General features: G+C 69.4%; 13 protein-coding genes. 6 read left to right on the forward strand and 7 right to left on the reverse strand.

The features are described from left to right. Positions 1-141: 141 nt before the first annotated feature. Positions 142-723: a thioredoxin family protein gene (locus D577_RS0106600; RefSeq protein WP_018946737.1), complete on the reverse strand. Its 582-nt coding sequence runs from the start codon at positions 721-723 to the stop codon at positions 142-144. Positions 724-846: 123 nt separating this feature from the next. Here D577_RS0106600 and D577_RS0106605 point away from each other — a divergent pair, with 123 nt between their 5' ends. After that, positions 847-1,587, forward strand: coding sequence for a ferredoxin--NADP reductase (locus tag D577_RS0106605; protein WP_018946738.1), 741 nt, complete (start codon positions 847-849; stop codon positions 1,585-1,587). Positions 1,588-1,846: 259 nt separating this feature from the next. On the opposite strand, the gene D577_RS0106610 is transcribed toward D577_RS0106605, so the two are convergent. Further along, positions 1,847-2,617, reverse strand: a complete 771-nt coding sequence (locus tag D577_RS0106610) for a carboxylesterase (protein ID WP_018946739.1) — start codon at positions 2,615-2,617, stop codon at positions 1,847-1,849. Between the two features lie 104 nt (positions 2,618-2,721). On the opposite strand from D577_RS0106610, the gene D577_RS0106615 reads away from it, so the two are divergent. Further along, positions 2,722-2,922 carry a YdcH family protein gene (locus tag D577_RS0106615; RefSeq protein WP_018869247.1) on the forward strand — a complete coding sequence of 67 codons (201 nt, stop codon included), beginning with the start codon at positions 2,722-2,724 and terminating at the stop codon, positions 2,920-2,922. A 100-nt stretch (positions 2,923-3,022) separates the two neighbouring features. Here D577_RS0106615 and D577_RS0106620 read toward each other — a convergent pair whose 3' ends face one another. Beyond that, positions 3,023-4,318, reverse strand: coding sequence for an NAD(P)/FAD-dependent oxidoreductase (locus D577_RS0106620; RefSeq protein WP_018946740.1), 1,296 nt, complete (start codon positions 4,316-4,318; stop codon positions 3,023-3,025). Positions 4,319-4,350: 32 nt separating this feature from the next. After that, positions 4,351-4,662 carry a c-type cytochrome gene (locus D577_RS0106625; protein WP_018946741.1) on the reverse strand — a complete coding sequence of 104 codons (312 nt, stop codon included), beginning with the start codon at positions 4,660-4,662 and terminating at the stop codon, positions 4,351-4,353. A gap of 230 nt (positions 4,663-4,892) precedes the next feature. Between D577_RS0106625 and D577_RS0106630 the strand changes: the two genes are divergently transcribed. Further along, a complete protein-coding gene (locus D577_RS0106630; protein ID WP_026288946.1) occupies positions 4,893-5,204 on the forward strand; it encodes a PilZ domain-containing protein in 312 nt (103 codons plus the stop codon). 102 nt (positions 5,205-5,306) lie between these two features. On the opposite strand, the gene D577_RS0106635 is transcribed toward D577_RS0106630, so the two are convergent. Then, positions 5,307-5,642, reverse strand: a complete 336-nt coding sequence (locus D577_RS0106635) for a DUF2288 domain-containing protein (protein ID WP_018946743.1) — start codon at positions 5,640-5,642, stop codon at positions 5,307-5,309. 131 nt (positions 5,643-5,773) lie between these two features. Between D577_RS0106635 and D577_RS0106640 the strand changes: the two genes are divergently transcribed. Genes D577_RS0106640 through D577_RS0106650 form a run of 3 tightly spaced genes read left to right on the forward strand, consistent with a single transcriptional unit; the run spans position 5,774 to position 8,112 of the window. Continuing rightward, complete coding sequence (locus D577_RS0106640) at positions 5,774-6,040, forward strand: hypothetical protein (protein ID WP_018869252.1); 267 nt, start codon at positions 5,774-5,776, stop codon at positions 6,038-6,040. Then, positions 6,037-6,738: a response regulator transcription factor gene (locus D577_RS0106645; RefSeq protein WP_018946744.1), complete on the forward strand. Its 702-nt coding sequence runs from the start codon at positions 6,037-6,039 to the stop codon at positions 6,736-6,738. Before D577_RS0106640 ends, D577_RS0106645 begins: the two co-directional genes overlap by 4 nt. A gap of 21 nt (positions 6,739-6,759) precedes the next feature. Continuing rightward, the gene (locus D577_RS0106650; protein ID WP_018946745.1) at positions 6,760-8,112 is read left to right on the forward strand and encodes an ATP-binding protein; all 1,353 of its coding nucleotides are present in this window, start codon (positions 6,760-6,762) and stop codon (positions 8,110-8,112) included. A gap of 16 nt (positions 8,113-8,128) precedes the next feature. Here D577_RS0106650 and D577_RS0106655 read toward each other — a convergent pair whose 3' ends face one another. Continuing rightward, a complete protein-coding gene (locus D577_RS0106655; RefSeq protein ID WP_018946746.1) occupies positions 8,129-9,385 on the reverse strand; it encodes an FAD-dependent oxidoreductase in 1,257 nt (418 codons plus the stop codon). Between the two features lie 18 nt (positions 9,386-9,403). Beyond that, positions 9,404-13,375, reverse strand: a complete 3,972-nt coding sequence (gene hrpA / locus D577_RS0106660) for an ATP-dependent RNA helicase HrpA (RefSeq protein ID WP_018946747.1) — start codon at positions 13,373-13,375, stop codon at positions 9,404-9,406.

Raw genomic sequence — 13,375 nt, forward strand, 5'->3', positions numbered from 1 at the left:
CCCCCGGCCGTAGGAGGCCAGCCCTCTGGCCGATCGGGGCCATCCCCGCGCCGGATCGCGCAGGGGGCTGCGCTCCCACAAGGCGCCCCCGGCCCGCAGGAGGCCAGCCCTCTGGCCGATCGCGGCGTTCGTCGACCGGCCTCAGGCGAAATAGGCGGGCTCGTTGCCGGGCTTCCACTTGATGTTGCAGCCGAGGCTGGGGTGCTGAGGCTCGGGCGCGGGCTGGCCGGCGAGCAGGGCGTCGGTGGCGTTGCGCAGGTCTTCGCCGGTGACGGGCTGGTCGCTGCCGGGGCGGGTGCTGTCGAACTGGCCGCGGTAGTAGAGCTTGCGCTCGGCGTCGAACAGGTACAGATCCGGAGTGCAGGCGGCCTGGTAGGCCCTGGCCACGGACTGGTCTTCGTCGAGGCAGTAGGGGAACTTGTAGCCGAAGCGGCGGGCGTCGTCGCGCATCGCGTCCGGGGCGTCTTCGGGGACGGCCTCGATGTCGTTGGAGTTGATGGCGATCACTGCGATGCCCTTTTCGGTGTATTCACGCCCGTAGCGCGCGAACTCGTGGCGGATGAGCTGCACGAAGGGGCAGTGGTTGCAGATGAACGCGATCATGTAGCCCTTCGCGTCGGGGAAGCTGTCCAGGCTGATGGTCTCGCCGGAGACGACATCGGGCAGCTGGAAGTTGGGGGCTTCGGTGCCCAGCTCGATCATCTGCGAGGGGGTGCGTGCCATCGGTTTTGCTCCTGTCTGTGGTTTTCAGTGATGGACGATATTATAGGGGCCGCCCCGGGGATGCTTGAAATGCCCGGGCGCGGCCCGCATGCTTGCCTTTAACCAAGTACAGGAGTCAGGAATATGGGCTGGGTGACCGGCACCGTGCAGGAACGCAAGCAGTGGACCGACCGCCTGTTCTCGCTGCGCATCGATGCGGACGTGGAGCCGTTCGTGGCCGGGCAGTTCAACCGTCTGCGCATGGAGATCGACGGCGAACTGGTGGGGCGGCCGTACTCGTACGTGAACGCCCCGGACGAGCGCCCGCTGGATTTCTACATGATCACCGTGCCGGACGGGCCGTTGTCCAACCGCCTGGTGCAGCTCGAACCCGGCGACACGGTGGAGCTGATGCCGCGCGCCACGGGGTTTTTCACCCTGAACGAGATCCCCGACGGGCGCGATCTGTGGCTGCTGTCGACGGGTACGGGCATCGGCCCGTTCCTGTCCATCCTGAAGACCGACGAGCCCTGGGAACGCTTCGAGAACATCCGTCTGGTGCATGCGGTGCGCCACGCCGAGGAGCTTACCTACCATGACACCATTACGGGCTTTTCGGAGCGCGATGCGCAGCGGTTTCAGTACATCCCCTTTGTCAGTCGCGAGGCGCACCCCGGTGCCATCCAGGGGCGCATTACCACGGCGCTGTCGGAAGGCGAGCTGGAGGCGCAGGCGGGGATCGATTTTGCGCCGGAGCACTCCCAGGTGATGCTTTGCGGCAACCCCGACATGGTCTCCGAAACCCAGTCGATGCTGCGCGAACGGGGTTTGGAGAAGAACCGCCGGCGCAAGCCGGGGCATCTCACCACCGAGAGCTACTGGTAGCCCCGATCGGCCAGGGGGCTGGCCTCCTGCGGCCGGGGGCGGGCTCCGTAGGAGCGCAGCCCCCTGCGCGATCCGGCGCCGGGGAAGCCCCGGTCGGCCAGAGGGCTGGCCTCCTGCGGCCGGGGCGGGCTCCGTAGGAGCGCAGCCCCCTGCGCGATCCGGCGCCGGGGAAGCCCCGATCGGCCAGAGGGCTGGCCTCCTGCGGCCGGGGGAGGTCTCGTAGGAGCGCAGCCCTCTGCGCGATCCGGCGGTGGATGCGTCAATCGGTCAGGTTGGCGGACCAGGCGCGGATCAGGCCGGCGACGTAGCGGGTGTGTTCCGGGCGTGAGAGCAGGTGGTCGACGCGGTTGAGGGCGACGAAGCTGCGCGGGTGCTGCGCCATGCGGAAGATATAACCGGCGTGGTCGACGTTGACCACGGTATCTCCGGGGGCGTGCAGCAGCAGGATCGGCCGGTTGAGCTGTGCCAGCGCCGTTTCCAGCGTGGGCTCCTCGATGGACTCCAGCAGCGCGCGGCCGATGGTGACCGGACGGCCCCCGATGATCAGCCGGGCCTGACCCTCGCGCGCGATTTCTTCGGCATGATCCTGGAACAGGTGGCGCACGTGCCCCGGTTGGCTGGGTGCGGCGATGGTGACGACGGCGTCGACCTCCGGGCGTTCGGGAGCGACGAGAATGGCCAGCGCCCCGCCAAAACTGTGGCCGAGCAGCAGGGTGGGCTCCGTGTCCGGGTGGTGCGCGGCGAGGGTGTCCAGTGCCGCTTCCAGGTCTTCGCGGCCGGTCTGGAGGGTGGAGTCCTCGAACGCGCCATCGGATTCGCCAAGGCCGGCGAAATCAAAGCGCAGGGTGGCGTAGCCCTCTTCGGCCAAGGCGCGGGCCAGGCGCACGGTGGCGGGGAAGTCCTTGGAGCAGGCAAAGCAGTGGGCGATACAGGCCTTGCCGCGCAGCGGGCCGTCGGGTTCCACCAGGACGCCGCTCAGCCGGATCCCGCGCGGCGTGGGGATGGACAGCGACGTGTTGCGTACGGCCATGTTGCGGTCTCCGGAGTTGCGGGTGAGCGAGCCTGTGGCCCTGACCGGGCTGGTCTGGGATGATACGCGAGGCGTTGGATCCAGTTGGATCCCGGGGAGCGGACGTGGAATACGACAGCGAGATACGCGCACGACTGACGGAACTGGAGGCGGAGCACCGGGCGCTGGATTCGGCGATCGCCGCCATGCACGCCGGGCCGTCCCCGGATTTTCTCGAGATCCGCCGACTGAAGAAGCGCAAGCTTCAGCTCAAGGACACCATTGCGCGGCTGCGCAGCCGCCTGATCCCCGATCTGAACGCCTGAGGAAGGCGCGGTGGCGGGAGGGGGCGCAAAAAAAACGGCGCCCCGGAGGGCGCCGTCAACAGGGTCCATCCCGTTCGTGTGATGAGGCTAAAGGCTTCGGTCAGCCCCAGATGTCCGCGGTAATGCCGGCGTACCAGCCGCGGGTGTACTGAGCTTCCTGCTCGCGGAAGCGGCTGGATGCACCCGTCGGGCTGACACCACCGGCGCCTTCCACGCCGGCCATCTGGCCGTCCTTGAACTGGTACACCGCCGCCACGCTGATGCCGTAGTCCGGCGTGACCAGGCTGTAGCAGGTGTTTACCGCGGTCGGGGTGACCGGGTCGCGGCCGGCCAGTTCGTGGCTGATCGCCGCGGCGACCATCTTGCCCTGGGTGTTGGCGGAGTGGCCCGACTTCGGCATCGCACCGGCCACGGAGGCGTCGCCCAGCACATAGATGTTGTCGTCATGTTCGGACCTGAAGGTGTCTTGACGCACCGGGCACCAGCCCTCCGCGTTGGTGAGTCCGGCGTCGTGCATGACCTGGTTGGCGTGCTGGGCCGGGATGAAGTTCATCACGTCGGCCTCGACCCGTTCGAAACCGGCTTCGGTCACCGCGGTCATGTTGCGCACGTCGATCTCCTCGACCAGACCGCCGTCCGAGGCCGGGCGCCATTCGATCATGTCGCCGTATTCCTGTTCCCAGCCTTCCTCGAACAGGCCCTGCTTGGAGAAGCCGTCCTTCTGGTCAAGGATGATGATCTTGGAACGGGGCTTCTCCTGCTTGAAGTAGTTCGCGATCAGCGACACGCGCTCGTACGGCCCGGGCGGGCAGCGGAACGGGTTCGGCGGGGCCACCATCACGAACGTGCCGCCATTGGGCATGTCTTCCAGCTGCTGGCGCAGGATGCGGGTCTGGTCACCGGCCTTCCAGGCGTGCGGGATGCGCTCGGCGTCGGCCTCGCTGATGCCCTCGGTGCGGTCATAGCGGAAGTCGATGCCCGGGGACATGACCAGCTTGTCGTACTGCAGGGTCTCGCCACTGGCGAGACGGACGTTGCGGCCGTCGGCGTCCACCGCGGTCACGCGGTCCTGCACCACCTTGACTCCGTGGCGGCTTTCCAGCGCACCGTAGGTCTGCTCGATGAAGTCCATGTCGACGATGCCGCCCAGCACCCAGTTACTGCCATAGCAGGTGTAATAGCGGGCGTTGGGCTCGACCAGGGTGACGTTGAGTTCCGGCGAATACTTTTTCAGGTATTTCGCGGCGGTGGCGCCACCGGAGCCACCGCCGACCACGACGACATGGGCCTTGTCGGCGCCACGCGTCTTGTGCGGCGCACAGCCGATGCCGGTCAGGGCCACGGCGCTCCCCGCGCCGACGACCTTGATGAAATTACGGCGGGAAAATTCCTGCATGATGTCTCTCCCTCTCTTGTGTTCTGGGCCGTTCACTGACCGAAGTACGCGGCCAGGGCCTCGATTTCCTCATCGGTGTAGCCGGTGGCATGACGGTCCATGACCGTGGCCGGGCGATCACCATCGCGGAACGCCTTCATCTGGCTGACGATGAGGCTGGAGGGATAGTTACTGAGATCCGGGGCACCCCCGGCCTCGGCGGACGCGGCGCTGTGGCAGTTCACGCAGGTGTCGGCCATCAGCTGTCCACGCGTGATTTCGTCGCCGGCCGTGGCCTGCGCGAACGGAATGGCAAGGGCCACGGCCCCGACCAGCCCCGCGAAAGTAAGACGCGATTTCTTCATTGTTACGGACTCCTCCGTCTTGAAGGTTTGCTGTTTTAGCGGCGACAGCTGTGATGCGCTGCCTTCATCCTCCGGCCCGGTGTGACGATCCGGGCTCTTCATTGGCGCGGCCGGGTTCGTGCCCGGCCTTGCGCATGATCTCGCCTTGGGTCGATCATTGCCTCGACGGTATAGCACAAAAAAAAATCGTTTTCGATTAGCGTTTTCTAAGACAGCAAGGGGATGGAACCATGATCGAGGAGCGGCGACGTCATCCGCGGATACCGATGACGGTCAACGTGGTGGTATCGGCGGGCGATGGCGAGCCGGTGACCCTGACCACCAATGACATCTCCGGTGGCGGGGCCTTCCTGCGCTGGGAGGAGGGGCAGAAACCGGACCTCAGGGGCTTGCTGGAGCTCGAGTCGGACGACGAGCTGATGCTGCAGGTGTTCGGCCTGCTGGGGGACGGTGACGAGCCACCGAAGGTCCGTGCCCAGGTTGTGCGCGTGCACGACGACGGCATTGCGGTGAGGTTCGACCCCGAGGCGATGGGGGGTTGATCGCGCGGGGTCGGCCGCGGGGTAACCCAATCGGCCAGAGGGCTGGCCTCCTGCGGCTGGGGGGTAGGAGGCCGGCCCTCCGGCCGATTGGGGCCGACCCGCCTAATGCGCCGTCGTCCGCTCCTGGGCCAGCACCCACGGGGCGGCCACGATTGCGGTGAACACCGGATCGGCCTCGGTCCAGCGGCGGGCGTCCTCGTCGGAGGCGCGCGCCACCTGGCCGCTGGTCAGCCACGCGCTGACCTCGTGGGTGGCATCGTCACGGAAGGCACGGGCCACCTCGATCAGGTCCAGTTCGGGCGCCACGCGAATCACGACACCGCGGGCGAAATGGGGCATCAGCTCGCTCCAGCGGATGGGGCCGGCCTCCTCCTCGATGGGGATTTCGGCCTCGGGGTCGGCCGGTGGTTCGACGGGAAGATCGCTGGGTTCGGACATGGTGGCTCGGCTGTGTCGCATGCGGATTTCAGATGCGGTTCAGGCTAGGCGGATACCCTTGGCACTGCAACCGTCCGTCGAACTCAGTCAGGGAGAGATTGTTGATGTTGTCCAGTGTGTGGGGAATTCGAATGTCCCGTCTTGCCCCCGTGGTGTTCCTTCTGATCCTGTTGCTGGCGGGGGGCGCCGGTGCGCGCGAGGACGGGGCGGATCGCAACCCGGTGTGGACGCTGGACGAGGCGGTCGAACAGGTGGAGGCGCTGTATCCCGGGCGGATCCTTTCGGCCCGGGAAAATGACGGCGAGGGCAGCGTACGGGTCTTCGTGGTGCGTATCCTGACCGAGAATCAGGAGGTCCGGACGCTGCGGATCGAACAGGGCACGGAGGTGCAGCGATGAACCTGCGAATCGTGCTGGTGGAGGATGATTCGGCGCTGCGCGGCCAGCTGGCCGGAGAGCTGCAGGAATCGGGCTGCCGGGTGGACACCGCCGCCGATGGCGACACCGGGCTGTATCTGCTGGCCGAATACAACTGCGACATTGCCGTGGTGGACCTGGGTCTGCCCGGGATGGACGGCCTGGACGTGATCCGCCGGACCCGCGAACACAAGCCGCGGCTGCCGATCCTGGTGCTGACCGCCCGTGACCGCTGGCAGGACAAGGTCGAGGGTCTGGAGGCAGGCGCCGACGACTACCTGACCAAACCCTTCCACGTGGAGGAGCTGGTGGCGCGCCTGCGCGCGCTGGCGCGCCGCAGCCTGCAGTCGGGGCACGAGGCGCTGCGCTTTGGCCCGCTGGTGATCGACACTGCCTCCGATGCCGTGTGGCTGAACGGCGAGGGCGTCAGCCTGACCACCTTCGAGTACCGCCTGCTGCTGCATCTGGCCCGCCAGCCCGGCCGGGTGCTGAGCAAGGACGCCCTGGCCGACTATCTCTACGAACACGACGACGACCGCGAGAGCAACGTGATCGAGGTTCTGATCGGGCGCCTGCGGCGCAAGCTGGACCCGGACGGCGGGCTGGGCGTGATCGAGACCCTGCGCGGCCGCGGTTATCGTTTCGCCCTGCAGCCCGACGCCGCTTCGGCCGACGCCTGAACGGTTACATTACGCCTCTCCATGGCCCTTGCCGAGCGTTCCCTGGCCGATCGCGCCGCCCGCGCGCCGTTGCTCCTGCGCATGGGGCTGGTGGCGGTGGCGGTGGTGCTGCTGTTCTCGGTGCTGACCGCATGGGTGCTGGAAACCGCCTTTCGCGACAATGCCGCGGACGCGGCCGAAACCCGGCTGGAGGCGCAGGTGCTTCTGCTGATGGGCATGGTCGAGGTGCTCGCGGAAGACGACGTGCGGGTGCCGCAGATGCTGCCGGAGAGCCGGCTGCAGCTGCCCGGCGGCGGGCTGTACGCGCGCATCCTCGGGCCCACCGGCGATACCGTCTGGCGTTCGCCGTCGGCGGTGGCCACCGAACTGAATGACTGGACGCGCGACGAATACTTTGCCTACAGCATGACGGTGCGCTGGCAGCTGGATGGCGAATCGGTGCCGCTGGTGTTCCAGATGCTGGAGGATCGCAGCGCATTCGACGAGCAGGTTGAAAGCTACCGCTACAGCCTGTGGCAGGGCCTGCTGACCATGACCCTGTCGCTGATCGTGGCCCTGATCCTGGCGCTGTGGTTCTGGGGGCTGAGGCCGCTGCGCCGGGTACGGGCGGAGCTGGATGCCCTGCGCCACGGTGACCGGGTGCATCTGGAGGGGCCCTACCCGCGCGAGATCGGGGCGCTGACCGGCTCCATCAACGACCTGATCGACTTCGAGCGCGAGCGTCTGGTGCGCCAGCAGAACGCACTGGCGGATCTTGCCCACAGTCTCAAGACCCCGATCGCCTCGCTGCGCCTGAATCTGGAAGGGCACGCCCCCGATCACGAGGACCTGCGGCGCCAGGTCGACCGCCTGCAGGCGATGGTCCAGCACCAGCTCAACCAGGCCCAGCGGGTAGGCCCGGTGCCGTTCCAGACGCCCGAGCCCCTGGCCCCGGTGATCGAGCGCACCTGCCGCGCCCTGCGGCGGCTGGCGGAGCACCAGGGGGTGTCGCTGGAGACCGATCTGGCGGAGGGCTGTGCCCTGCGCATGGATTCGGGCGCGATGCTCGAACTGCTGGGGAATCTGCTGGACAACGCGGTGCGCCACGCCCGCTCGCGGGTGCGGATCACCACACACTGCGATGGGCGGGAAACCGTGCTGACGGTGGATGACGACGGGCCGGGTATCGAGCCCGCCGATCGCGAGCGGGTCCTCGAACGCGGCCAGCGGGCCGACACGCGCGAAGATGTGCACGGACAGGCGGCGGGGCAGGGGCTGGGACTGAGCATCATCCACACCCTGGTCAGCGACCATGGCGGCCAGCTGGAGATCGAGCGGGCGCCGGAGCTGGGTGGAGCGCGGCTGCGGCTGGTATTCGCCCCGGTCGGCGACTGAGGCCCGCGCGCCCGTCTCAGAGCCGGAAGTCCTCCAGCGAGGCCTCGGGCGCCCGCCCCAGCAGCCCGTCGCGCACCAGCGCCGCCGCGCCGCAGGCAAAGGTCCAGCCGAGGTGCCCGGAGCCGGTATTGAGATGCAGGCCCGGTACCGCCGTGGGACCCAGGATCGGCGTACCGCGATCGCTCATCGGGCGCAGCCCGGCCCACGGGGCCATGGTCTCGCGGTCGAGTTCCGCCGGCAGCGTGGTCAGCGTGCGCCGGCACTGGGCCAGTACGTTCGCCGCCCGGCGGGGTTCCATGCGGGCGTCGGCGCCGGCGAACTCGGCGGTGCCGGCCAGCCGCAGCTGATCGCCCAGCGGGGTCATGACCACCTTGTTGGCGTCGTCGATCAGCGGCAGGTTCAGTCGCCGTTCGGCATCCATCGGCAGGCTCAGGGAATAGCCCTTCACCGGGGCCACCGGCAGGTGCAGCCCGAGCGGGCGCAGCAGCGCAGGGGCCTCGTGTCCGCTCGCGACTACGCAGGCATCGGCCGCGATGGGTCCCTCATCGGTCTCGATCGCGTCGATTCGCCCCTGGAAAGTGCGCAGCCGCCGCACCCGTGTCGCGGGCCGATAGCGCAGGCCGCGGTCCCGCGCCAGCTCGAGCAGGCCGGTGGTGAAGCGCCGCGCATCCCCGATGGCATCATCCGGGAAATACAGCCCGCCGCAGAGTTCGTCGCGCACCCCGGCCAGCGCCGGTTCGCGGTTGATCACCTGCTCGGTGTCCCAGGCCTCGAATCGCACGCCCTCGTCCTGCATGGCCTCGGCCGCATGCCGGTTGCGGGCCTGGCTCTGCGGGTCGCGGAAGACCTTGAGGATGCCGGATTCACGGAAGTCGAAGTCCAGGCCGGAGCCGGCCAGTTCCCGATTCAGGCGCCGGGTCTCGCGCAGGGAGAAGGCGGCCAGCCGGGCATTGACGCGGGAGTGCCGCTGGAAGGCCAAACGCCGGCTGTGCCACAGAAAACGCAGGCCCCAGCCGGCCAGTCCCGGCAGGGCGCGCGGGCGCATCAGCAGCGGGGAGTCCTCGCGCCCCAGATAGCGCAGCAGATCGAGCCCGACGCCGGGGGTGTTCCAGGGCTCGGCATGGCTGGCGTGCAGCATGCCGCCGTTGGCATGGCTGGCGCCGGCCGCCGGTTCGGTCGCGGCATCCAGGAGGGTGACATCGAATCCGGCCTCGCGCAGATACCACGCGGTGGTGACCCCCATCACGCCGGCTCCGATGACCACCACATGCATGCGCTCCCCTCCCGTTGCCTACAAAGATCCGGCAAAGCGTTTGATCAGCGTGTCGTACTCGCGTTCCAGGCGCTGTGCCGAGACCTTTTCGCGGGTGCCCAGTTCCTGGGCGAACTGCGATACGCGGAACTCCTCGATGCGATAGCGAAAGGCCAGGACATCGGGGTCGTCGGGACGGCGCTCCAGCAGGTCGCGGGCCTTCTGCCACAGCGGTTCCACCGCCACCCGGCCGGCGCGGTCCTTGTCCGGGGCCCGGGTCAGGCGCTCCAGGCGCCGGTCGATGGCCTGCAGATAGCGCGGGAACTCGGGCAGCACGTCGGGCGGGGTGCTCAGCAGGAAGTCCGGCGGGACCAGGGCGTCGAGCTGATCGCGGATGTCGCGCGCCGCCTCGATCCAGGACAGTGGCAGATCGCCGTGCAGCCGGCTGCGCAGGTCGTGCCAGCGGGCGAGGATGTCGGCCGCCAGGCGCGCCAGTTCGGTCGCGGTCGGGCCCAGTTCGCCGCGCCCGGTTTCCAGTCGCTCGGCGAAGGCCTCGGCATCGCGCGGCCATTGTTCCGGGGCGTCGGCGAGGAACACCCGGTCGGCCGCCGCCTCCAGCACCTGGTCGCGCAGGGCAATGCCTTCACCCCGGCCTTGTCCCAGCGTGGCGTAATGCAGGCTGGCACGGTCCATGTCCGGCAGCTGGCGCTTGAGATCGCGCACCGCCGGGCGCAGGGCCAGCAGGAACAGCCGGCGCAGCCCGGCGCGATGGCGGCGCTCGGCCGCGGCGGGGTCGGGTTCCAGTTCCAGCGACACGCTGTCACCGCGGTCCACCAGCACCGGGAAGGCGCGCATGCGGGCGCCCTGGTGTTCGTGCTCCACGCTCTCCGGCAACGTGCCGAAGTCCCATTCGGTGATGCCCTCGCGCTGGGGGCCGTCCGTCGGGCCGGGGGCGAAGGTGGCCTCCGCAGTGCCGCCGAGTTCGGCCTTGAGCGCCGGCAGGTCGCGCCCGGCGGTCAGCTCGTGCCCCTCCGGGTCGAGGATGCGAAAGCGCAGGATCAGGTGCGGTTCGAGCGTGTCCGGGCGCCAGGCATCGGGCGGGATGGCGGTGCCGGTCATGCGCTCCAGTTCTTCCGCCAGCGCCGGCAGCAGCGGGCCCTGGCGGTGCTCCAGCCGGGCCAGCGCGGCGCGGGCGAAGTCCGGCGCCGGCACGAACTGGCGCCGCAGGCTCTTGGGCAGGCTCTTCAGCAGTGCCGTGACCCGCTCCTCCAGCAGGCCCGGCACCAGCCAGTCGCCCAGCCAGTCCGGCACCGCGTTGAGTGCGGCCACGGGGACGTCCACGGTCACCCCGTCGTCTTCCTGCCCGGGCTCGAAGCGGTAATGCAGCGGCAGGCGCAGGCCCTCCAGTTCGAGGTGGTCGGGGTAGGCGCCCTGCGGCAGGGACTCTTCGGGGTCGTTGCGCAGCTCGGCGGGGTCGATGCGCAGGCTGTCGGGGTCCTTCTGCTCGCGTTTGCGCACCCAGCGTTCGAACGACGGGCCGTCACGCACGTCCTCCGGGATGCGCGCGGCGTAGAACTCGAACAGCCGGTCCTCCTCGGCCAGCAGGTCGCGGCGCCGGCCGCGGGCCTCCTCCTCGGTGATCGCGGCCACCGCCTCGCGGTTGGCGCGCACGCCGCGCGAGCGGGTGCGAAGCTGGCCGCCGACCAGTCCCTCGCGGATGAAGATGCGCCGGGCCTCCTCGGGGTCGTGGCGGGCGAAGTCCACCGGCTTTTTCGCCGCGACCACCAGACCGTAGAGGGTGATGCGGTCGTAGGCGCCCACGCGCCCGCTCCGGCGCTGGAAATGGGGCTCGAAGATATGATGGCGCAGCAGGTGCGGCGCCACCTCCAGGAGCCAGTCGGGTTCGATGCGCGCGTTCTCGCGGGCATATACCCGGGTGGTCTCGGCGATCTCCGCGCTGACCACCCAGTTGGGCTTTTTCTTCGCCAGCACCGAGCCCGGATGGATCTGGAAGCGGCGGTTGCGCGCGCCGAGATAGTCGCCGCGTTCGGTCTTCTGCCCGATCTGGCTGACCAGCCCGCTCAGCAGGGCGCGGTGCACCGCCTCGGGTTTGACGGACGCGGGTTCGGCCGTCGCGCGGCCCGGGTGCAGTTCCATGTCGCGTGCCAGGCGCAGCAGCTGGCTGCGCAGCTCCTGCCACTCGCGCATGCGCATGAAGTTGAGGAAGTGCTCGCGGCACCAGCGCTTCAGGGCGTTCGAGCCGCGTGCCTCGCGCGCGTCGTGCCAGGCCTGCCACAGCCGCAGCATGCCCATGAAGTCGGAGCCCTCGACGCGGAACTCGGCATGCGCGGTGTCGGCCGCCTGCGTGGCGTCGGCGGGGCGCTCGCGCGGGTCCTGCAGGGACAGGAACGCGGCGATGGTGGCGGTCTCGGTCACGCAGCCATGGTCCGCGCCGGCCAGCAGCATCGCCCCGTGGCGCGGATCCACCGGCATGCGCGAGAGCTGGCGGCCGCGCTCCTGCAGCCGGTGGCCGGCATCCACCGCGCCCAGTTCCTCCAGCAGGCGGTAGCCGTCCTTGATCAGGCGCGAATCCGGCGGGTCGACGAACGGGAAGCGCCGCGGGTCGCCCAGTTTCAGCGCAGCCATCTGCAGGATCACCGAGGCCAGATTGGAGCGCTGGATCTCGGGGTCGGTGAAGGCCGGGCGCTGCTGGTAGTCCTCCTCGGAGAACAGGCGGATGCAGACCCCCGGCCCGAGGCGTCCGCAGCGGCCGGCGCGCTGGTCGCAGGCGGCCTGCGATACCGGTTCGAGGCTCAGCCGCTGCACCCGCGTGCGCCACGAATAGCGCGACACCCGGGCCAGCCCGGAGTCGATCACGTAGCGGATGCCGGGCACCGTCAGTGCGGTCTCGGCGACGTTGGTGGCGAGCACGATGCGCCGGCCCGAGTGCGCCTGGAACACCCGTGACTGCTCGCGCGCCGACAGCCGCGCGTACAGCGGCAGGACCTCGGTGTCGGGCGCGGACTCTTCGCCGCGCAGGGCGCGGTGGGCATCGCGGATCTCGCGTTCGCCCGGCAGGAACACCAGGATGTCGCCGGGGCCGGCGCGGCGGCATTCGCGCACCGCGTCGCGGATGCCGGTGAACAGGTCGCGTTCGCCGCCGTCATCGTCCTCGCCCGCGTCCGCGGTGTCCGCTTCCAGCGGGCGGTAGCGCAGCTCGACCGGATAGGTGCGCCCGGGCACGTCGATCATCGGGGCGTCGTCGAAGAAGCGCGACAGGCGTTCCGGGTCCAGGGTGGCCGAGGTGATGATTACCCGCAGCTCCGGACGTTTGCGCACCAGGCGCTGCAGGACCCCCATCAGGAAGTCGATGTTGAGGCTGCGTTCGTGGGCCTCGTCGACGATGACGGTGTCGTAGGCGAGCAGCTCGGGGTCGTGGGCCATCTCGGCCAGCAGCATGCCGTCGGTCATCAGGCGGACGAAGTTGTCCGGCCCGGTGCGGTCGGAGAAGCGGACCTTGCAGCCCACCGCGGCGTCGGACTCCTCGCCCAGCGGGGTGCCCAGCTCCTCGGCGATGCGTGCGGCCACCGAGCGCGCGGCGATGCGCCGCGGCTGGGTGTGGCCGATCAGCCCGCCGCGACCGCGTCCGGCCTCCAGGCACAGCTTGGGCAGCTGGGTGGTCTTGCCGGAGCCGGTCTCGCCGGAGAGCACGATCACGGAGTGGGTGCGGATCGCCTCGATGATCCGGTCGCGTTCCGCGTGCACCGGTAGATCCCCGGTATACACCGGCTGCGGCCGACGCGCCTCGGCCGCGGCCTCGCGTTGCTGTTCGGTCGCGAGGCGCTGCTGCAGGTTGCGGGCCAGGCGGTCGAACGCCTGGCCACGGTCGCGCCGGCGTCGCGCGCGGCGGAGCAGGTCCTGCAGGTCGCGCCGTTCGGCAATGCGCTGGAGACCGTCGACTTCGGCGGACAGCGCGTCGAGATCCGGCGCGGCGCTCTCCCCGGTCTCCAT

The organism is Thioalkalivibrio sp. AKL17 (genome assembly GCF_000377885.1).
Classification (GTDB): Bacteria; Pseudomonadota; Gammaproteobacteria; order Ectothiorhodospirales; family Ectothiorhodospiraceae; genus Thioalkalivibrio; species Thioalkalivibrio halophilus.